Source organism: Myroides albus, assembly GCF_024722315.1.
Taxonomy (GTDB): Bacteria; Bacteroidota; Bacteroidia; order Flavobacteriales; family Flavobacteriaceae; genus Flavobacterium; species Flavobacterium album_A.
Genome location: NZ_CP102754.1, coordinates 1,795,028 through 1,816,153 on the forward strand (window position 1 = coordinate 1,795,028; position 21,126 = coordinate 1,816,153).

At 35.4% G+C, this 21,126-nt stretch carries 20 protein-coding genes; 14 read left to right on the forward strand and 6 right to left on the reverse strand.

All coding sequences use genetic code 11. The annotated features are described in order from the left end of the window. Nucleotides 1–12: 12 nt before the first annotated feature. Genes NWE55_RS08265 through NWE55_RS08280 form a run of 4 tightly spaced genes read right to left on the reverse strand, consistent with a single transcriptional unit; the run spans nt 13 to nt 3,931 of the window. Nucleotides 13–1,494 (reverse strand): sensor histidine kinase, encoded by a 1,482-nt coding sequence (locus NWE55_RS08265; protein ID WP_155091551.1) that lies wholly within the window; start codon nt 1,492–1,494, stop codon nt 13–15. Next, the gene (locus NWE55_RS08270; RefSeq protein WP_155091550.1) at nt 1,494–2,036 is read right to left on the reverse strand and encodes a CopD family protein; all 543 of its coding nucleotides are present in this window, start codon (nt 2,034–2,036) and stop codon (nt 1,494–1,496) included. The genes NWE55_RS08265 and NWE55_RS08270 overlap by 1 nt, the downstream gene beginning before the upstream one ends. Before the next feature lie 2 nt (nt 2,037–2,038). Continuing rightward, nucleotides 2,039–3,055 (reverse strand): ferrochelatase, encoded by a 1,017-nt coding sequence (hemH, locus tag NWE55_RS08275; RefSeq protein WP_155091549.1) that lies wholly within the window; start codon nt 3,053–3,055, stop codon nt 2,039–2,041. A 3-nt stretch (nt 3,056–3,058) separates the two neighbouring features. Further along, the gene (locus NWE55_RS08280) at nt 3,059–3,931 is read right to left on the reverse strand and encodes a helix-turn-helix transcriptional regulator (RefSeq protein ID WP_155091548.1); all 873 of its coding nucleotides are present in this window, start codon (nt 3,929–3,931) and stop codon (nt 3,059–3,061) included. Between the two features lie 231 nt (nt 3,932–4,162). Here NWE55_RS08280 and hemA point away from each other — a divergent pair, with 231 nt between their 5' ends. The 7 genes from hemA (at nt 4,163) to hemB (ending at nt 10,681) form a co-directional block, all read left to right on the forward strand. Beyond that, nucleotides 4,163–5,422, forward strand: coding sequence for a glutamyl-tRNA reductase (gene hemA / locus NWE55_RS08285; protein WP_155091547.1), 1,260 nt, complete (start codon nt 4,163–4,165; stop codon nt 5,420–5,422). Continuing rightward, on the forward strand, nt 5,415–6,344 hold the full coding sequence (gene hemC / locus NWE55_RS08290) for a hydroxymethylbilane synthase (protein WP_155091546.1): 930 nt from the start codon (nt 5,415–5,417) through the stop codon (nt 6,342–6,344). The genes hemA and hemC overlap by 8 nt, the downstream gene beginning before the upstream one ends. A 1-nt stretch (nt 6,345) precedes the next feature. Then, entirely contained in the window at nt 6,346–7,011 is a 666-nt protein-coding gene (locus tag NWE55_RS08295; protein WP_155091545.1) for a uroporphyrinogen-III synthase, read from the forward strand. A 37-nt stretch (nt 7,012–7,048) separates the two neighbouring features. Beyond that, entirely contained in the window at nt 7,049–8,077 is a 1,029-nt protein-coding gene (hemE, locus tag NWE55_RS08300; RefSeq protein ID WP_039328658.1) for a uroporphyrinogen decarboxylase, read from the forward strand. Nucleotides 8,078–8,143: 66 nt separating this feature from the next. Then, entirely contained in the window at nt 8,144–8,503 is a 360-nt protein-coding gene (locus NWE55_RS08305; protein WP_155091544.1) for a hypothetical protein, read from the forward strand. Nucleotides 8,504–8,644: 141 nt separating this feature from the next. After that, nucleotides 8,645–9,550, forward strand: a complete 906-nt coding sequence (gene hemF, locus NWE55_RS08310) for an oxygen-dependent coproporphyrinogen oxidase (protein WP_155091543.1) — start codon at nt 8,645–8,647, stop codon at nt 9,548–9,550. A 138-nt stretch (nt 9,551–9,688) separates the two neighbouring features. Continuing rightward, on the forward strand, nt 9,689–10,681 hold the full coding sequence (gene hemB, locus NWE55_RS08315) for a porphobilinogen synthase (RefSeq protein WP_258204694.1): 993 nt from the start codon (nt 9,689–9,691) through the stop codon (nt 10,679–10,681). 117 nt (nt 10,682–10,798) lie between these two features. Here hemB and NWE55_RS08320 read toward each other — a convergent pair whose 3' ends face one another. Continuing rightward, nucleotides 10,799–11,233: a DUF3592 domain-containing protein gene (locus NWE55_RS08320; RefSeq protein ID WP_155091541.1), complete on the reverse strand. Its 435-nt coding sequence runs from the start codon at nt 11,231–11,233 to the stop codon at nt 10,799–10,801. A gap of 715 nt (nt 11,234–11,948) precedes the next feature. On the opposite strand from NWE55_RS08320, the gene NWE55_RS08325 reads away from it, so the two are divergent. From NWE55_RS08325 to NWE55_RS08340, 4 genes are all read left to right on the forward strand, one after another. Further along, entirely contained in the window at nt 11,949–12,341 is a 393-nt protein-coding gene (locus NWE55_RS08325) for a c-type cytochrome (protein WP_155091540.1), read from the forward strand. A gap of 222 nt (nt 12,342–12,563) precedes the next feature. Next, nucleotides 12,564–13,475, forward strand: a complete 912-nt coding sequence (locus NWE55_RS08330) for an IS982 family transposase (RefSeq protein WP_155093499.1) — start codon at nt 12,564–12,566, stop codon at nt 13,473–13,475. Nucleotides 13,476–14,063: 588 nt separating this feature from the next. After that, complete coding sequence (locus NWE55_RS08335) at nt 14,064–15,665, forward strand: fumarate hydratase (protein WP_155091539.1); 1,602 nt, start codon at nt 14,064–14,066, stop codon at nt 15,663–15,665. Between the two features lie 101 nt (nt 15,666–15,766). Next, on the forward strand, nt 15,767–16,510 hold the full coding sequence (locus NWE55_RS08340) for a DUF6630 family protein (protein ID WP_155091538.1): 744 nt from the start codon (nt 15,767–15,769) through the stop codon (nt 16,508–16,510). Nucleotides 16,511–16,768: 258 nt separating this feature from the next. On the opposite strand, the gene NWE55_RS08345 is transcribed toward NWE55_RS08340, so the two are convergent. Continuing rightward, complete coding sequence (locus tag NWE55_RS08345) at nt 16,769–17,974, reverse strand: TCR/Tet family MFS transporter (protein WP_155091537.1); 1,206 nt, start codon at nt 17,972–17,974, stop codon at nt 16,769–16,771. A gap of 257 nt (nt 17,975–18,231) precedes the next feature. On the opposite strand from NWE55_RS08345, the gene NWE55_RS08350 reads away from it, so the two are divergent. From NWE55_RS08350 to NWE55_RS08360, 3 genes are all read left to right on the forward strand, one after another. Next, nucleotides 18,232–19,578, forward strand: a complete 1,347-nt coding sequence (locus NWE55_RS08350) for an SWIM zinc finger family protein (protein ID WP_155091536.1) — start codon at nt 18,232–18,234, stop codon at nt 19,576–19,578. Between the two features lie 167 nt (nt 19,579–19,745). Beyond that, nucleotides 19,746–20,489 (forward strand): SDR family NAD(P)-dependent oxidoreductase, encoded by a 744-nt coding sequence (locus tag NWE55_RS08355; RefSeq protein ID WP_155091535.1) that lies wholly within the window; start codon nt 19,746–19,748, stop codon nt 20,487–20,489. 469 nt (nt 20,490–20,958) lie between these two features. Further along, complete coding sequence (locus NWE55_RS08360; protein ID WP_258204695.1) at nt 20,959–21,090, forward strand: hypothetical protein; 132 nt, start codon at nt 20,959–20,961, stop codon at nt 21,088–21,090. The last annotated feature ends 36 nt before the right edge of the window (nt 21,091–21,126 follow it).

The following is a 21,126-nucleotide window of genomic DNA, read 5'->3' on the forward strand; positions in this document are numbered from 1 at the left end:
TCTATATTTATTTTAATTGTTATCATTACTTAAAATTGGTAATCTCACAGTGAAAGTTGTCCCTACATTTGTCTTGGTTGTGAAGGTGATACTACCGTTATAATTTTCTACTATATTTTTTATAATACCAAGGCCAAGTCCCATACCACTTGTTTTTGTTGTAAATTTTGGTTCAAAGACTTTGTTGATATTTTCTTGCGATATTCCAGTTCCATTGTCAGTAACTTTAATAATTACATCGTTTGCTTTTTGTTCAATGCTTACTTCTACACTTGGTTGTACTGTATCTTCTGGAATCGCCTGAATCGCATTTTTGACTAAGTTAGTAATAATTCTGATTAATTGCGTTTGGTCAATTTTCGAAATGATTTCATCTTTAGTAGTTGTAAATGTGATATAAGGTTCGTTAAAGATATCTAATGATAGTTTAACTGTTTTGACTACATTGATTGTTTCGTCTTTTTGTGCGGGCATTGAGGCAAAGCTTGAGAAAGCTGTTGCTACTGATGACATGGTGTCAATCTGCTGAATAAGTACTAAGCTAAATTCTTTTAGTTTAGTGCGTATATCTGGATCTTGTGGATCAAATTTTCTTTCAAAACTCTGAACTGTAAGACGCATTGGAGTTAATGGGTTTTTAATCTCATGCGCTACTTGTTTAGCCATTTCTCTCCAAGCTTGTTCTCTTTCGGTTTGAGCGAGCTTGTGGTAACTGTCCTCAAGTTTGTCGACCATGTCGTTGTAGGCGTTTATTAAAGCCGTGATTTCCTTGCTGGTAGAAGTATTCTCTATTTTCTCATTTTTCTGACCAAGTTCTGTGCTTGTTATTCTAATGCTGATGTCTTTTAAACTCTGTATGATGTAGTTTGAAAGGAAATATGAAATAGCGATTGACATAATAAGCATGATAACATAGACTTGACCAAACTTTACCATGAAATTTTGTATTTCATTTTCGTAAAATTCAGTCTTTTCTTCATAGGGGATCTTTAAAATTCCCAGCGGCTTGAATTTATTGTCCTTTAAAAAGCTATAGGCAATTCTAATACGGCTTTTATCGAGATCTTGTATGTCTACAAATCTTTTGTTATGTGATAGTTGTATCGTTCTTAGGACTATTGGTGATAGCGTATTGGAGATGTTGTCTACAGAAAAACTTCCCCTGGAAGATATGATCATATTCCCACTTAAGTCATGGATGTTAATCTCTGTATCGTGTATTGCTGCGAGTTCGTGTATTTTGTCTTTAAAGATTAGAGCTAAATTCTCCGTTGTTACAGGGTAACTTGTGGTTGTTAGGATATAGTTTATATTTTCATTAATCGCTAATTCCTTTCGCTCTAATCTATATTGGTGATAATTACGAGCTTCCTCTCTGAATTGATAAACTGATACTGCAGATATCAATACAGAAGAAATGATACTCAAGAAAATAAGTGAAAAAAATATTCTATTTCTTAAGGAAAAATTCTTTAAAAGAAACTCATCTTTCATTAGTTGTTTTTGTGTTCTCTTATTCGTTTATAGAGTTTTATGCCCAACATTAAGAGAATTGACAATCCTACAATTCCCACTACTCCAAATATCCAATTTACTGCGCTTTTTAAAATTACTAAAAAAACTACAGAAAATAGAATTATTGTTGCTCCTTCATTCCATATTCTGAAAAAAGAGGAAGTCTTAGTTAAAGTTCTGTCGTTTATCTGTTTGACAAATAGGTGGCAGGTGTAGTGGTATGCAAATAGCAGTGCTACAAATAGTAGTTTGACGTGCATCCAAGGTTGTTGTAGCCAAAATGGTTGTTCGACAAGCATCCAAGCGCCAAAAATGGTTGCTAATATGGCAGCAGGCCATGTAATAATATTCCATAGCCTGTTGGTCATAATTGTATATTGCTCACGTAAGATGCTGGATTGTAGTTCAGGCATATCCTTTGTTTCAGCATAGTATACAAATAAGCGTACGATGTAGAACAAGCCTGCAAACCAACATACAACGAAGATGATGTGTAGTGCTTTTAAGTAAAAGTAAAACATAATTATTTAGATTTCCATTCGTTTATCCAGGTAACCATTGCATCTATCCACATTTCATCGTCATTTAAACAAGGGATTGTTCTAAACTCCTCTCCTCCACGTTGCAAAAACTCATGATGTGCTTCCATGCCTATTTCTTCTAATGTCTCTAAACAGTCTGCTACGAAAGCAGGTGTGACAACTGCAAGCTTTTTGATGCCTTTTTCAGCTAATCCATTTACTGTAGCATCTGTTGGAGGTTGCAACCATTTGTCTGGACCTAATCTCGATTGGAACGAAGAGCTGTGTTTTTCTTGTGGTATTCCAAGTAGTTCCGTTACCTGTCTTGTAGTTTCTAGACATTGGTGTCTGTAGCAAAACTCATGAGCTTTTGACGCAGTAGAACAACATTGTCCGTCCATTTTACAGTGACTTTTGGTAACATCAGATTTTCTAATGTGCCTTTCGGGTACACCGTGATATGAAAATAGAATATGATCATAGTCAAATCCTTCCAAGTGTCCTTTGATTGATGCAGCAAGTGCTTCAGTATACTCTTTTCGTTTGTAGAAAGCAGGGAAACTTGTTAAGTTGATATCAGGGAAGTGTTTCTTTATGATTTCAGCAGCCAATACATCAATAGTCTCGGTTGTGGCCATTGCAAACTGTGGGTATAGTGGGATCATTAAGATATCTTTGACACCTTTGTTTTTGAGTTCTTGTATACCTGTTTTGATAGAAGGTTCTCCGTAGCGCATTGCTAATGCAACTGGAATATCTACTTTTTCTTGTACCTTTTTGTGTTGTCTTTGCGATATTACTATTAAGGGAGATCCTTCAGGCCACCATATTTTTTGATAGGCTTCAGCTGATTTCTTAGGTCTTGTATTAAGTATGATACCTTTCACTAAAAAAGCGCGTAGAATGTATGGCATGTCTATTACGCGTTTGTCCATTAAGAATTCATCTAAGTATGGTTTTACATCTTTAGCTGTTGGGGATTTAGGTGACCCTAAGTTTACTAATAATATACCTTTCATTGTTTAATTGTTTGTGTTGATAGACATTAAGTATTTTTTGGGAGTAGTGCCAAATTTCTTTTTGAAAGCAGAGATAAAGTGACTCGCTGAGCTATAGCCAACTTTCAATCCAACTTCGTTTACATTGTAATTACCGTTCTCTAAAAGTTTTCGAGCATATTCCATTTTGTAGTCAAATAAGAAACTGAAAACAGAGTCTCCGTAGATTTGCTTAAAGCCTAATTTTAGTTTTTTTATGTTTATACCTACTGTGTCTGCAAGTTCTTGCAGTGTAGGTGGTTCAGTCATTCGCGCTATTATTATTTCTTTTGCTTTTCGAATTTTTACTACATCGTCTTCATCTGATAGGAAGGGGCAGTTCTCTAAAGTCTTATCTTCTGTTTGATGAAAGAGTAGACTTAGTAATTCGTACGTTTTACCTGTATAGTAAAGGTTTTTTATAGATTGATTCATATAGTTGTTGAACATCTGGTTCAATACTATGGCCATAGAAGGAGAAGTCTGATCTTCGTGATAATACTTTTTATTGATGTTATCTCCTTTTAAGAATCCTATAAACTCTGCTTCAGAAGAAAACAATGCGTGAAATTTCTTGATTGAAATTAACACGCCAATAAACCAAGTGTTTGGGTTTATCTCTAAGTGTATAGGAAGTTGTTTTTGAGGGTTGTAAAGCAATAGTGATTTATCCTCTGCTAATCCTAAAGCGTATGCGCCTTGATTGAATACAAATTTACCAGATCCTTTTAGGCAAAAGTAAAATTGAATCATATCAGTACCCATTTCTTTCTCAAAACGAATAGTTTCATTATTTGTATTTTCAATTCTTAAAATTGAAAATTGTGAATCAATATTTATTTCTTCAATAGGACTCATAGCGATATTTTTATGACAATCAAAAAAACTTTTAGTTGTATTTTTTATTTAGAATGATTCTACATAGAGGCTTTGTTAAGCCTTGCTATTACTGCAAATGTACTGTATAATAATTAAATATGGTTATTTTTTTTAACTTTTTCCTCGAGCGATATAAATAGTCCCTACAGCGTTACTTTTGTCGATTCTTTAGTTTTAAATTTGTATACTTTTTTGAAATAATAGTGCAATATGGAAAGAATAGATAAGGCTAAGTCGTCTACATTTTATACTGTAGGTTTAAGTTATAAGAAAGCAGATGCCGAAATGAGGGGTAAGTTTAGCTTAAATGACGAAGCCAAAGACAATCTATTAGAGCAGGCGAAAAGAAGCGGTATTGAGAGTTTAATTGTTATCTCTACTTGTAATAGAACAGAGATTTACGGTTTTGCTCAGCACCCTTTTGAGTTAATACAGTTGTTGTGTGATAATAGTAATGGTACTGTAGACGATTTTCGCAATGTCGCTTATGTTTATAAGAATAGAGAGGCTATAGACCATTTATTTCGCGTAGGTACTGGTTTAGATAGTCAAATATTGGGTGACTTCGAGATTATTGCACAGATTAAGGCAGGGTTCTACTTGTCAAAAGCGAAAGGCTTAACAACTAATTACTTCGAACGTTTAGTTAATGCTGTGATACAAGCAAGTAAGCGCATTAAGAATGAAACAGAATTGAGTTCTGGGGCTACCTCAGTATCATTTGCTTCTGTTCAATATATTATGGATAATGTCCAAGATATTTCTAACAAGAATATACTGTTGTTTGGAACTGGAAAGATTGGGCGTAACACTTGTGAGAACTTAGTAAAGCATACACAGAATGACCATATCACTTTAATCAATAGAACAAAGGAGAAAGCTTTAGAAGTTGCAGGGAAGTTTAATCTAATTGTCAAAGATTACGCAGATTTACAATCTGAAATTCGAAAAGCAGATGTTCTCATTGTTGCTACGGGAGCACAGAATCCCACTGTAGATAAGCAGTTGTTGAGTTTAAACAAACCTTTGGTGATATTGGATCTATCTATTCCAAAAAATGTGAATGAGAATGTAAAGGAATTGGGGAATGTGGAGTTAATCCACCTGGATTACTTATCTCAAATGACTGACATTACACTTGAACGCAGAAGACAGTTTATTCCACAAGCAGAGGAAATCATTGAAGAAATCATGAATGAGTTTATTGCTTGGACGAAAATGAGAAAATTTGCACCTACTATACATGCACTAAAATCTAAGTTAGAGCAAATAAAAGACGGTGAGTTAGATTATCACCGCAAAAAGTATGATGGCTTTGATCAAGAGCAAGCAGAAATTATAAGTATGCGCATCATCCAAAAAATCACTACTCAATTCGCTAATCATCTTCGTCATGAGGACACAGTGGTTGATCAGAGTATTGAATGGATAGAGAAAGTATTTCAATTAGAAACAAATCATAATGAATAGAGTTATTAGAATCGGTACACGCGATAGTGAACTGGCTTTATGGCAAGCAAAAAAAGTTGAAGGTGAACTTCAAAAATTGGGTTATAAAACTAAGTTAGTTCCCGTAAAGTCTACAGGTGATTTAGTTTTAGATAAGCCTTTGTATGAAATGGGAATCACCGGAATCTTTACAAAGACTTTGGATGTAGCGATGATTAATAAAGAAATTGACATTGCAGTTCATTCGATGAAAGATGTGCCGACTATGTTGCCACAAGGTATCGTGCAAGCAGCAGTACTGAAACGTGCTAACTCTGTTGATATTTTACTACACAAAGGCAATACTGATTTCTTAGATCCTGAAAAAGGGGCAACTATTGCTACGGGAAGTTTAAGACGTAAAGCGCAATGGTTACACAAGTTTCCTAAGCATACGATTGTCGACCTAAGAGGAAACGTAAATACCCGTATGCAAAAGCTACAAGATAACGATTGGAACGCTGCTGTTTTCGCTTCAGCTGGTTTAGATCGCATAGCAAAGAAACCTAAGAACTTTATCAATTTAGATTGGATGATTCCTGCTCCAGCTCAAGGAGCAATGCTTGTAGTAGCAATGGCAGATGACAATTTTGTTTTAGATGCTTTGCATCATTTGAATGATTATGAAACAGAGATGACTACACATATTGAGCGCCAGTTCCTTAGAACTCTTGAGGGAGGTTGTACAGCGCCAATTGGGGCTCACGCTATGTATAATGAACACGATGACACAATTCAATTTATTGGTGCATTGTTTTCATTAGATGGCAAAGAGAAGTTTGAAGTTAGTAAGGTAGTTCCTATTCAAGAATGGAAAAAGCTCGGTTTCTTTGCAGCTAAAGAATTGTTAGAAGGGGGAGCCAATAAGCTAATGGAAGAATTACGTCAACAATTAAAAAAATAGAATGTCTTTTATTCCAACCATTTTATCTACTCGTAAAATTCAAGTGACAACACTTGAAGCTTTAGATATACAAGGGGTGAAGTTATTACAAGAGGACTATATCTCAACTGAACACTTAACTTTTGATCTCAGTAAGGTGAATGAGTATGTGCTTTTTACGAGTCAGAATGCAGTAAAGAGTGTGATTAGTCAAGGATATAGAGAAGTTCTGAATAAGAAACCTGCTCTATGTGTGGGGATAAAAACAAAGGAGTTGTTGGAGGAGAACGGTTGGGAAGTTAAGGCTTGGGCACATTATGCCAAGGAATTAGCTCCTATCATTGTTCAGAATTATACAGACAATACGATAACATTCTTTAGTGGAAGTATCAGAAGAGATTTATTGCCTGATGCTTTTAGGGCGAATGGTGTAGTCTTTAATGAGTTTACAGTATATCAGACTGTGCTTAATCCATTAAAGAATGAACATAAAATTGATGGATTGTGCTTTTACAGTCCTTCAGCGATAGAGAGTTATCTTCAGCAGAACAGCATCACGACAGAAGTGTGCTTCTGTATAGGAGATACGACCGCAGAACCATTAAAAGGAGTTACACAGAATATTGTAATCGCGAAGCAACCTACAGTGGAGGCTACATTACAAGCTTGTGTGGATTATTATAAATAGAGTCAGCTAAAAATTGACGTATTAAAATCGAATAGAAATGATTAAAAATGATTTATTCTTAAGAGCGTTAAAAGGTGAAACAGTAGAGAGACCACCTGTATGGATGATGCGTCAAGCAGGTAGATACTTACCAGAGTTTCGCGAATTAAGAGATAAGTATGATTTTTTTACACGTTGTAGAATGCCAGAAATCGCAGCTGAGATTACAGTACAACCGATTCGTATTGTAAAACCAGATGCTGCTATTTTATTCTCAGATATTTTAGTCGTACCACAAGCGATGAACATTGATGTAGAGATGAGACCAGGAGTAGGACCATGGGTACCTAATCCTATCCGTTCTGCTAAAGATGTAGAGCAAGTTATCGTACCTAATATCGAAGAGACATTAGGATATGTAATGGATGCTATTAAAGTAACGAAAGAGATGTTAAACGATGAGGTACCATTGATTGGATTCGCTGGTTCACCTTGGACTATCTTTTGTTATGCAGTAGAAGGAAAGGGTTCTAAGAGCTTTGACTTAGCGAAGGGAATGTGTTTTTCTGACCCAGTAGCTGCTCATACGTTATTACAAAAGATTACTGATACAACTATTTTATACCTTAAAGAAAAGGTAAAAGCAGGTGTAAATGCTGTACAAATATTCGACTCATGGGGAGGAATGTTATCTCCAGTAGATTATCAAGAGTTCTCTTGGCAGTATATTAACCAAATAGTAGAAGCATTAGCGGATATCACTCCAGTTATCGTATTTGGAAAAGGATGTTGGTTTGCATTACCTGAGATGGCGAAGTCAAAAGCGTCTGCATTAGGAGTAGATTGGACTTGTAGCCCACAGAACGCTCGTTTATTCACAGGAGGGGATATCACATTACAAGGTAACTTTGATCCAAGCCGTCTAATGTCGCCAATTCCTACTATTAAAAAGATGGTACACGAGATGATCGATGCATTCGGAAAAGATAAGTATATCGTAAACTTAGGTCACGGTATCTTACCTCATATCCCAGTAGATCACGCAAAAGCGTTTATCGAAGCGGTAAAAGAATACGAACACAAGTAAAATATTGACAGAAAAGCCTGCCGTAGTATGCCGTAGGCTTTTTTGTTTTACTATATCATTTGACCTATGTTAAACAAAGGAACCAAAAGCGAAGAAGATAGACGAATAGAGTCTATTGTACAGAAGTTATCTTCCATAGGGTTTGTACCTGAAGACAAAAAGTTGATTGGGGATTTAGATGAAGAATTGAAAAAAGTAGGACTTAGTTATGAGTCTATGCTTGTTATGGCGAATGGTGAATTGGCACCTCATTTGTTGCGTTTCCATTTTTCTTGGGAGTATATGGAACAATTTGGAGATGTTTTAGTGAAATGGTCTTCTCAAGAGCCTTTGTTAAAAGCAAAAGCAAAAGCTGTCTATCAATTTATACAAGACGAGAGTAAAGCATTTTCATTTGCAATTATGACTAAGATTAGTAGTTTGTAACAGTTCATAGTTCATGCTACAACTTAGCGTATCTACCTTATGTAATTTAGTGGTAATAATGAAAGCATAAGGGGATTTTCTGCGGATCAATTCTTGTAATTATAAAGTGTCCTACTGCTGTAGGATTGGCACTATTTGAATATGAAAGAACAATTTTATCAATATATACAACAACTTCAAGATACGATTACAAAAGGACTTGAAGATATAGATGGAAAAGCAATATTCCAAGAAGACCTTTGGGAACGTCCTGAAGGTGGTGGAGGTCGCACACGTGTAATCGAGAATGGTGCAGTATTCGAAAAAGGAGGAGTGAATATCTCTGCCGTGCATGGACCGTTACCAGTAGCGATGCAAAAGTACTTTAATGTAGGAGATGTAGATTTCTTCGCTTGTGGATTATCGTTAGTGATTCACCCAAAGAGTCCTATGGTACCTACTGTACATGCCAACTGGCGTTATTTCGAAATGTATGACAAAGAAGGTACAGTAGTGCGTTCTTGGTTTGGTGGAGGACAAGACCTAACACCATACTACTTATTCGATGAGGATGCTACGCATTTCCATACTGTATGTAAGACAGCTTGTGATAAACATAATCCAGCATTTTATCCATTGTATAAAAAGCAATGTGACGAATATTTCTGGAATGCGCATAGAGATGAAGCACGTGGTATCGGAGGATTATTCTTTGACCGCTTAGAAGCAACAGAAGAAATGTCTATGCAACAGTGGTATGACTTCGTAACCGAAGTAGGAGATAGCTTCTTAGAAGCTTATGCACCTATCGTAGAACGTCGTATGGATACCCCTTATGGTGATGAACACCGTACATGGCAAGAAATCAGAAGAGGTAGATATGTAGAGTTTAACCTTGTTCATGATAAAGGAACTCTATTTGGATTAAAAACCAATGGACGTATCGAATCTATCCTAATGAGTCTGCCACCACATGTACAATGGGTATATGACCACCATCCAGAAGAAAACAGTTGGGAAGAAAAACTGTTGAAGGTATTGGCAGAACCAATTGATTGGGTGAAATAGGTCACGCACGGATTATAAATCCAAGACAATAGTATAGACGTAACGAATTACGTCTATCACAATACAGGTACAATGATTGCGCGGATTTGTAATCCGTGCATTAACAATAGTATATAAACATATAAAACCAAAAAGATTATGTTTCCATTACAAAGAGGTAGAAGATTAAGAACAAATGAGTCTATTCGTAGTTTGGTAAGAGAGACTATCGTGACTCCACAAGATTTTATGTTCCCTATGTTTATAGCAGAAGGGACTAATGTACAAGAAGCTATTCCTTCGATGCCAGGTATGTTCAGACGTTCTGTGGATTTGACAGTAAAGGAAGTAAAAGAGCTTTATGCAGTAGGTATTCGCGCAGTGAATATCTATGTAAAAGTAAGTGATCATTTAAAAGACAATGCAGGTACAGAAGCATGGAATCCTAATGGATTGATGCAGACTGCTATCAAAGCGATAAAAGATGCTTGTCCAGATATGATCGTAATGCCAGACGTAGCATTAGATCCATATTCTATATACGGACACGACGGTATTATCGAGAATGGAGTAGTAGTGAATGACCCTACAGTAGATGCACTAATGAAGATGAGCGTATCTCACGCAGAGGCAGGAGCAGACTTCGTAGCACCGAGTGATATGATGGACGGGCGTATCTTGCGTATGCGTGAAGCATTAGACCAATCAGGGTTTACGAATGTAGGTATCATGAGTTATTCTGCTAAGTATGCATCTGCATTCTATGGACCATTCCGCGATGCACTTGACAGTGCACCAAGAGCAGATGTAGAAATACCAAAAGATAAAAAAACATACCAAATGGACTATGCTAATCGTATCGAAGCTGTAAAAGAGGCGTTATATGATGTAGAAGAAGGAGCTGATATCCTAATGGTAAAACCAGGTATGGCTTATTTAGATATCGTACGCGAAGTGAAAGACGCTGTGAATGTGCCTGTAGCGGTGTACCAAGTATCGGGTGAGTACGCTATGGTAAAGGCTGCATCAGAGAGAGGATGGCTTGACCACGATCAGATCATGATGGAACAATTAACGTGTATCAAACGCGCTGGAGCAAGTATTATCTCAACTTACTTCGCTAAAGAAGCAGCAATACTTTTGAATAAATAATAGTTGTATCAAGTATAATAAATAGAAAAAGCTCAGTGATTAATTTCACTGAGCTTTTTTGTTATTGTTTAATAGCCAATTACCATTAGGATAGTAAATCTATCAATTCTTTACTTCTTATTTGTTAGCTTGTTTGTCGCGAATTCTCTTTTCTTCCAAGTATCTTTCTTCCGAAGTTTGACCGTAAGGGTTTTCAGGGTCGTAATAGATAACAATTTTCTCTCCTTTATCCTTTGCTAAGAAGGTGTCTTGTCTATATTCCGCAACGATTGTTTCTCCTTTAGCTGTTACAAATTGTATCTTGTACAGTGTTGCCTGTCCTTTCCCAATTCTACCATTACCATAAGTGTCTAAGATTGTAGCTTCAGCTTTCTCATAGTTTGTATAATAGAAATCTGTTCTGTTCATCTCTTGACGGTTTGGCATATAGACGTATAAGAAATACATTATCCCTGCACACAGTACAAGTGGGAGTACGATAATCTTCCAGTTTCCTTTTTTTAATTCACTTATTAATTTTGATAAGTCTGGAGCTGAATTTTCTTGATTCATAGTATGAAATTTTAATTTTTGACAAATTTAACTTTTATTTTAGAATATTTATCATTTTATGCGTCATAAATTAAATAGGTTGATAAATGTCTTGTTATCCTTGTTCTGGCTATGTGAAAACTAATTAAAGTGTCAAGCAGTATTTCCCTTTATTGAATTATTGCTTGTGTATAATAGTATATAAACGTATAGTTATCCACAATACTGGATTGAAAAAGGGGGATTAGTTCTTAATTCGGTGTATATCTTTTTTTCTATACTATTTAGTGGTTTTAATATTCGTAAGTAGTTGTATTATAGGTTTTAAATCTATATTCTATTGTTTAATAAAAGGAATTTATTGTGTGATGTAAGTGAAGTTATCAACAATTGTTAACACTTTAAGGACTGTTATTAACGGCGGTTATCAACAATGTTAATAACTATGTGGATAGTCTAATCTACTATTGTATTCTTTTTCCAATTTTAAACCAAATTGTTTTTTGCCTTCCTATCTTGGCATTACAATGTCTCTTTTAAGGAAGCAAATCGAAGAGCAGTTTATGAATTTTACTTATTCGATATAGCGAATGAAATTTTTTAGTTAAGCTACTATTCGCATTATATGCGAATGTAAAGTTTAATTTTGTCCGATAAGTGCACTAAAAGGACGCTTTTGTATACTGTTAGGTATGTTTTGTTTTTTTATTTTTGAACAAACAAATAAACAACAACAATGATGAATTTTATAAAAACTGGCGCTTTGTTATTTATACTTATGAGTGTGGTAGCTTGTGGTGGTAAAGATCAAAAAGCAAATACAAACTTAGATGATCAAAAAGAATGGACAGAGGCTGAATTACTTGATAAGGGAGATAAGCTTTTTAGAGGAAAGGGGAATTGTACAAGTTGCCATATGGCGGACAAAAAAATGATTGGACCGAGTATTCGTGAAATTGTAAAAGGCTATGATGCTGTTGGAGCTGACTTAGAAGCTTTTTTAAGAGGAAAATCCGATGCAATAATTGAACCAGCTAATTTTTCAATGATGCAACCTAACTTAACGATCACTAAGCGCTTTTCAAAAATGGAAATGGATGCGCTAATTTTGTATATGCGAAGTTTGTAAATAACAAGATATAATAGACCATTAAAGCCCTGAATATTTAATTTCTGGGCTTTTTTTCATTTAATACCTTATCAGTTTTTAGCAATAGAGTTGTATATAACCCAATTAATATTAGTTAACGTGAGTTCGATATAAGAAAAAGCAAAAAAAAGCTATAAAAAAAGAGATAGGATTAGTATATTTAAGGTTCTGAATCACAAATATTTAACTAAAACTATCTCTATGTTATCTACAGACAAAATTACTGAAATTTATTATGAAGTCGATGAATTTTTTAAAGCATATTCAAATGTTTTGCAATCTCATAGTATTGAATCAGATAGTACAAAGAAAAAACGTAATCGAAAGTCAACACTTAATGCAAGTGAAGTAATGACTATTTTGATTTTATTTCATGATAGTGGTTTTAGATGTTTAAAACATTATTATATTGATTATGTAAAAGTTCATATGCAAAAGGAATTTCCTAAAACTGTTTCTTATAATCGCTTTGTAGAACTACAAAAAACGGTTATTGTACCTTTAGGAATCTTCTTAAAATCTAATAGATTAGGCAAATGTACAGGAGTTTCATTTATAGATTCTACTCCTTTAAGAGTGTCACACATTAAAAGAGAAAAGCAGCATAAAACATTTAAGAATATAGCAACAAAAGGTCAGTGTTCTATTGGTTGGTTTATGGGGTTTAAACTTCATTTAATTATAAATGATAAAGGTGAAATACTTGATTTCTTATTAACTCCAGCCAATGTTGATGATAGAAAACCTTTAAAAGAATTGAATTTTCATAAACGTATTTTTGGTAAACTCTTTGGAGATAAAGGATATATCAGTAAAGATCTTTTTGAACAAATGTTCGTTGATGGAGTACATTTAGTTACTAAAATCAAAAAAAACATGAAGAACTCAATGATGCTACTTGCCGATAAAATACATTTAAAGAAAAGAGCACTTATTGAAACTGTAAATGATGAATTAAAGAATATGTGTCAAGTAGAACATACAAGACACAGATCCTTTAATAATTTTATAGCAAATATGTTAGCTGCTTTGATTACATATTCATACTTCCCGAAAAAGCCTTCTATTAATAATATTAACGACATTATTGATCAAAATAGACTAATAGCTTAAGTCGAACTCACGTTAGTTAGTAAATGGGAATATAATACTAATCAGAATGGGGTGGTCGGCTTGTGGTCGGCATGTGATAGGCATGTGATAGGCATGTGATAGGCTTAAAAGTACCAAAATAAGCCTATCACTATACTATCACTTACCGATAATAATGGTATTATACTGTGAGAAGTAGTATGCGGTGTGAATCGAATTAGTTTATTTCTATACAAGAGAAGGGGACTGTTTTGTGTTGGATATTAAGAATAGTACAGTTTATTTCTATAACTACAAAGGGATCTGGTAAACGTAAAGAAGTAAGAAGTGGTAAAACGATTATTTTGGAATTTTATCAGACACAATGTATTGCGTCTGTACTGTGTAGATTGTGTTCTTTTCAACAATAGAGGTGCAATATTTTGCACCTTTTTTTCGTGAGATGCAAAATATTTCATGAACCTTAATGTCTTGCCTGGTATGATTGTTATTTAGAAGCATTACAAATGCCGTTGAAGTCTTGTAGTCATTGGTTATTTAGAAGTATTCTAAGGATTTTTGAACGCTATATTTAGTAAATTTACTTCTCAGAAATAAACTAACAATTCAATGGACTTCATATATCAAGATCCGTATCCAATACTGAAAGATGACACGGCTTATAAAAAGATATCTTCTGACTATGTAAAAGTAGAAAAGTTAGGAGATAGAGAAATTTTAGTAGTTGATCCTAAGGGGATTGAATTAATTGCTGAAACGGCTATGACAGACGTTTCTTTTATGTTGAGAACAGCTCACCTTGAAAAATTAAAAGCTATTTTAGATGATCCGGAAGCGACAGATAACGATCGTTTTGTAGCGTATAATTTATTGCAAAATGCTGCGGTAGCAGTAGAAGGTCAATTGCCATCTTGTCAAGATACAGGAACGGCGATTGTCGTTGCGAAAAAAGGGGAGAATGTATATACTGGGACTAATGATGCGGAGAGCTTATCAAGAGGTATTTTTGAAACATATCAAAAGAAGAACTTACGTTATTCTCAGATTGTTCCAATAAGTATGTTTGAGGAGAAAAACTCTGGATCTAACTTACCAGCACAAATTGATATTTATGCGACACAAGGGAATAAGTATGAATTCTTATTCTTAGCGAAAGGTGGAGGTTCTGCTAACAAAACATTTTTGTATCAAAAGACGAAGTCGTTATTAAATGAAAAAAACCTTACGGAATTTATCAAAGAGAAAATAATGGACTTGGGGACAGCAGCTTGTCCTCCATATCACTTAGCATTAGTGATTGGTGGTACATCAGCTGAGGCTAACTTAGCTGCTGTGAAGAAAGCTTCTGCAGGATACTATGACAACTTACCTACTTCTGGTAACATGGGCGGTCAAGCGTTCCGTGACTTAGAGTGGGAGAAAAAACTACAACAAATTTGCCAAGAATCTCAGATTGGAGCACAGTTCGGAGGTAAGTATTTTACACACGATGTTCGTGTGATTCGCTTACCACGTCATGCTGCATCATGTCCTGTAGGTTTAGGTGTTTCTTGTTCGGCAGATAGAAACATTAAAGCAAAAATTACTGCTGAAGGTTTATTCGTAGAGCAGTTGGAAACTAATCCAGCTCGTTTTTTACCTGAGACAGCACCACATTTAGAGGAGCCTGTGGTAATTGACCTTGATAAACCTATGAAAGAACAATTGGCTGAATTGACAAAACATCCAATTAAAACACGTTTAATGTTGAATGGTACAGTTATCGTGGCGCGCGACATCGCTCATGCTAAGATCCAAGAAATGTTAGACAATGGACAAGAAATGCCTGAGTATTTCAAAAATCACCCCGTTTACTATGCGGGACCTGCAAAAACGCCGGATGGTATGCCTTCTGGTAGTTTTGGACCGACAACTGCAGGCCGTATGGACCCTTACGTTGATAGCTTCCAGGCTGTAGGTGGTAGTATGATTATGTTAGCCAAAGGTAATCGTAGTCAAGCTGTTACTGATGCTTGTAAGAAACACGGAGGTTTCTACTTAGGTTCTATTGGTGGACCAGCAGCTATCCTTGCAAAAGAGAATATCTTGAGCGTAGAGGTAGTTGACTTCCCTGAATTAGGAATGGAAGCGGTGCGTAAAATTAAGGTGAAAGATTTCCCTGCCTTCATTATCACTGATGATAAAGGAAATGACTTCTTTCAAAACTTATAAGAGTAAACTAACAATTTAATAATCGGAAAAGGCCGATACTCGTAAGAGTATCGGTTTTTTTTATTGGTGTTAACTGATTTTTTTTTTGGTATATTTAAGCTATGAAAAAATCAACTTATTTTCTTGTTTTATTGCTATTAGTACTATTGGGCATAGGGACTAAGTATTTTGCAATGGTTGTATTCTCTTACCATTTTAGTGATGCGTATTGGTTTGGGGTGGGCGCCGTATTGGTAACTTATATTTGGAGTAAAAAAGATTTTACTGGAAAACCGTGGTTTCTAATAAAGGAGAAGAGTAAAGAATCTACCAAAATGGTGGAAGTAAAACAAGAGAATTTACAAGTAGATAAAAAAGTTCTTGAAGGGTTTAAGGAATTGATAGGATTAAGTGTTCCAAATAATAAAACAAAAGATGAGTTAATAATAGTTATTGATCGTTTGCCCAGTTTACCAAATTATCATGAAGAGTTTATTGAAGAAATGGATGCCTTGCGTTATGTTAGTTTTCATTGTAATGAAGAGGCTATTGATTTTATTATTTCTTTAGATTGGAAAGAAAGGGTAGATGAATTTATCTATAGAATCAATAGTTCATTAGATAATATTTGGAATATAACAATAAAAAATATACCAACGGTTAGGAATTATCCATCTAATGGTTCTGTAAATTCTACAACAGTGTTTAAAGATGTTGATGTAGTATTGCGTCAACATCGACTGCAATTAGGGTTTTTTGATGTGGATGAAGATTGTTATAAGTTTTTTGTTCATAGGGTGGAGGATAAGGACTTGGTAAGAATTGCTGTTGAAAAAATAGGGTATAATTATTTTGAATGGAAGTAGTACATGATAATAAAACACTAGGACATTCTATACTTTTAATAAAAGGTTTGTTTAATTTAACTCTTTAGGTTTATATAAGTTTGATAAGGTTTTTGGATATTGACGGTCGTAAAATCTATACTTCGTTGTTAGTACATAAAGAGAATGCTCAGTTAGATGTAATATTAAAAAGGTATCAAGTGATAGAACAGAGTTTTAAATCTAAAGAATAATATAAATAGCCCTATTCTAGTAAAGAATAGGGCTGTTTTTTAAAACTTACTTCTTATATCTCAAGAGGAGTAATAAGCTAATTAGGAGTAATAAAGCTGCTATGGCAAAGGCTATACCAGGTAAGTAAGGTAAGGTATTATCCTGTGTGTATAGGTAGAAACAATAGGTAAATACTGGTGGAGCCACAATAGTTGTTAATCCGTTAAGGCTTCCTAATACTCCTTGTAGTTCTCCTTGATGTTGCTGATCTAGTGACTTAGAGAGCATAGACTGAAAACCGGTCTGTTGTATACTTCCTAGTAAGTATAATGTGATACCTACCCAGAGTTGTATTTCAGTAACACAATAACTCAATAAGAGTAATCCTATAAAGCTGGTTAATAAACCGATGTAGACAAGTCTTTGGTCAGATAATTTAGTAGATAAGTATTGCAATAGGTATGCTTGTACTAAGAAACCTATAATTCCTATAATGGTTAGTGAGATTCCTACCTGCTGTTTACTCCAGTCAAACTGTATCATGGTATAGAATGACCACGTACTCTCCATGCTATGTGATGCAGCAGATAATAAAAAGAATACAATAAATAGCAGACTTAGTTGTTTAAAGCGTTTGATACTTTTTAGAGATTGTAAAGGGGAGATTTCTTTTAGTGATAGTCGCATCAGTGAACGTGAAGTATTGGTTTCTGGAAAAAAGAAATACCCATAAATAACATTTAATAAACCTAATATTCCCGCAAAGTAAAAGGGGTAAGTAAAATGATATTCTCCTAATAACCCTCCTACTAAAGGGCCTATGATAAAGCCAATATTAAAAGCTGCATTTAAATAGCCGAAGTATTTCGTTCGGTTGCCTTCGTCCGTAACATCTGTAATGGTAGCAGATGCCACAGCAAAGGTGGCACCTGTCACTCCTGCGATAAGCCGACTGATGAATAGTAACCAATAACTATGAGCAAGTGCCATAATAAAACAGTCTATAGAGAATCCAAAAAGGGAAAGTAATAATACTCGTCTACGTCCATAGCGATCGCTAATAACCCCTAAGATTGGTGCAAAGATAAATTGCATAAAGGCGTAAGCTAACGTAAGTACACCTCCGTACTTCGCTGCTGTGCTGAGGTCAGCATGTAGTACGTGTTCTAATAGTTCTGGTAATACTGGAAAGATAATACCGAAGCCAGCACTATCTAATATAATGGTGATCGTAATGAATATTACGATGCTGTTAATCTTGTTTGATTGCATAAGTATATATAATAAAATAACGGTACCCTAAAGATGGGGTACGCTTAAATTAACTGAGTCACTTACTACGCTGTAGGGTGTGACTGTGATTCGAAATGTTATTTTACTATTGCTGCATAATGAACAAAGATAATGTGTAATGGGTTTATTATCAAAGAGTAATTGCCTTTTTTTAAAAAAAGAGAACAGATGTGTACAGTTCTAGAAGGTTATATTTCTATGAATTTTAGTACCTTGCCTTATCATTATACACTACTATGAACGACCTATTATCATACATATACAACAATCCATCAAGTCTTACCAAAGGAACAGGAGGAGACGAATTATTCTTAGCGAAGTACAGTGAGATACAGAAGAAGACAGATGCTCCATGCTTTTTTTGGGGTAATGTGAAAGATCCATTTATTATGGCACGTTGTTTAATTGCGTTGTCTAATGTGGTGAAGTCAAGTTTTAATTTATCTCCTGCTGATTTGGCTAAGCTAAAAGACCCTATCGCTACGGCTGGGGATGGTAGAGTGCGCTTTGAGGGATTTTCTCATTGTGCAGGAGTGTATGCAAGAGTAGATGTATTGCCTGATGGGTTAGATGGAGAGTTTTTAGAGAATGGGACTACGAATGTAGACTTTAACCAACCGATGCTTACTGGGCTGAATAGCATTAAGCAAAAGGAGAATGTCTTGCTGTCAATAGGTCAGAAGGAAGTTAGTATTCAGACGGAGGATAAGAAAATAGTGGAACGCAAAGTGCCTCTTCCGATTAAGTGGATTAAGGGACTGAGCACGGTACAGATTTACCTGTCTAAGGCAGAACGTGTACATACGTTTAATAAAATACAGGCTCAACAACTGTTTAGAGGTATTCCGAAAGGGATTGTGAAGAATGATTATTACTTGATATTGAGAGGGAATATGCCTTCCTTTTCTCCTGTTAAATCAAACAATGGTATTTGTGTAGGAGGTATTCACCGTTTACGATTATTAGAACCTTTATTACCTTATATAGATTATATGCAGGTCTTTCCTCATCCTGATATGCAAAGCACCACTTGGCAGTTGTATTTTGGAGATATTCGATTTAGTTTGTCTTTATCTCGTGAAGCTTTTAGAGGGTTCTCGGGAGAGGGAGCGGCTTTAGAATCCTTGATAGAGGATGTGGATGACGAGTGGATAGATGCGATGGATAAATATGCTTATGCGAATCAACGTTTTAATCCGACAATGTTTGCGATGGAAGAAGGGATGAGTTTCACTGATGCAGATAGTCTGACAGGGCGATTAGCCGCTATGGGGTTGTTAGGTTTTGACTTAGATGACAATGCTTTCTTTTACAGAAGGTTACCCTTTAAGTTAGAGCGCATTCTAAGTCTAAATCCTCGTCTAAAGAATGCAGAGAAACTAATTGCTGAGAATAAAGTAGAGATTATTAGCCAAGCTAATGGACGTGTGGAAGCTCGTGTAGAGGGAACTGGTGGTGTGAGACATACAGTAATCTTAGATGGCGACCAAGAGCGATGTACTTGTGAGTGGTATGGTAAGTACCAAGGAGATAGAGGGATGTGTAAGCATGTGCTGGCGGTGAAGAAGCTGGGTAGTAAATAATTTGTTGCACAGTAATTTGATTAACGAGTGGCTGGCTTTTTTAACCTTTAATTGTTATTGTAGTTTCGTTAAAACAGAGAAGATAGGGTAGATGCTTTCATCTGACTTGGTTTTGTTTTAGAGCGAAGTAAGTTGTAAATTTAGGATAAATCATAAAAACCACTTATATGAAACAATTAGAAAACAAAGTAGCAATTATTACTGGAGCTGCTTCTGGAATAGGTAAATGTGTAGCGGAGTTATTTGTCAAAGAGGGAGCTAAAGTTGCAGTTGTAGATTGGAATGAAGCAGAAGGTAAAAAAGTAGTATCAACATTAGGTGAAAATGCCATTTTCATTAAGGCAGATGCTGGGAAGGCTCAAGACCATGAGAGAGTAGTGCAAGAAACGGTTGCTGCTTTTGGTCAATTAGACATTGCTGTTAACAATGCAGGAATTGTTGGAGCCTTTGCTGTAACTGGCGAATATGGTGTAGAGGATTGGGATAAGGTGATCAGTATTAATCTCAATGGGGTATTCTATGGTATGCGCTATCAGTTGCCTGAAATGTTGAAAAAGGGAAAGGGAAGTATCATCAATGTATCGTCAATCTTAGCTGAGGTTGGCGTGGCTAATTCATCTGCTTATTGTGCAGCAAAGCACGGTGTGAACGGTTTGACGAAGACAGCTGCTTGGGAATATGGTACGAAGGGTATTCGCATTAATGCTGTGGGGCCTGGTTATATAGGTACTCCACTGGTGACAGAGAGTTATAGTGATGAGGTTATTAAAGAACTTTCTTCTCGCCACGCAATGAATAGACTCGGTAAGCCTGAAGAAGTAGCTGAGTTAATTTTATGGTTAGCAACTGATAAATCTTCGTTTTCTACAGGAGCATATTACCCTGTGGATGGAGGTTATTTGGCAAGGTAGATTGAGAAGTGTTAATAACGATAAATCTATGTTAATTATATTTTTGGAAACTCGTTTTGAAGTTTTTAAATAGTAATTTCATAGTACTTTAATATACTACAACTGAGTAAGTGTTTTAAGACTGCACTTGCTTGGTGAAATAAATAAGCACTTTTTCATTATATTTTTTTTAAGCCGACCTTTTTAGGTCGGCTTTTTTAGGTCGGCTTTTTTCGTGTTGAGGTGTGGCAGTTTAACTACTATGAGTTTCATATTGTTGTTATGGGTATTAGAGTTTTAATGGTTATATGTAGAAAGTTTATTTTAATAGCAATCAATGAATAGTGGTTAAACTTGGTACTGTAAGCAGTGTTTTGTGAATGTAAGTGACTGAGGAGCAAAATAAGAATGGGGATGAATGCAGAGCTCTTGAGTCAGACAGCAAGTTAGTTCAGTTAGAGTAGAAGCTCGCGTAGATGGAAGTGGAGGTGTGAGACATACGGTAATTTTAGATGGTGACCAAGAGCGATGTACTTATGAGTGGTATGGTAAGTACCAAGGAGATAGAAGGAGGTGTAAGCATGTACTGGCAGTAAAGAAGTTGACAGTTAAAGGTTATTAGTTTACTGACTGTAAACTGTTCACTGTCCACCGTTAA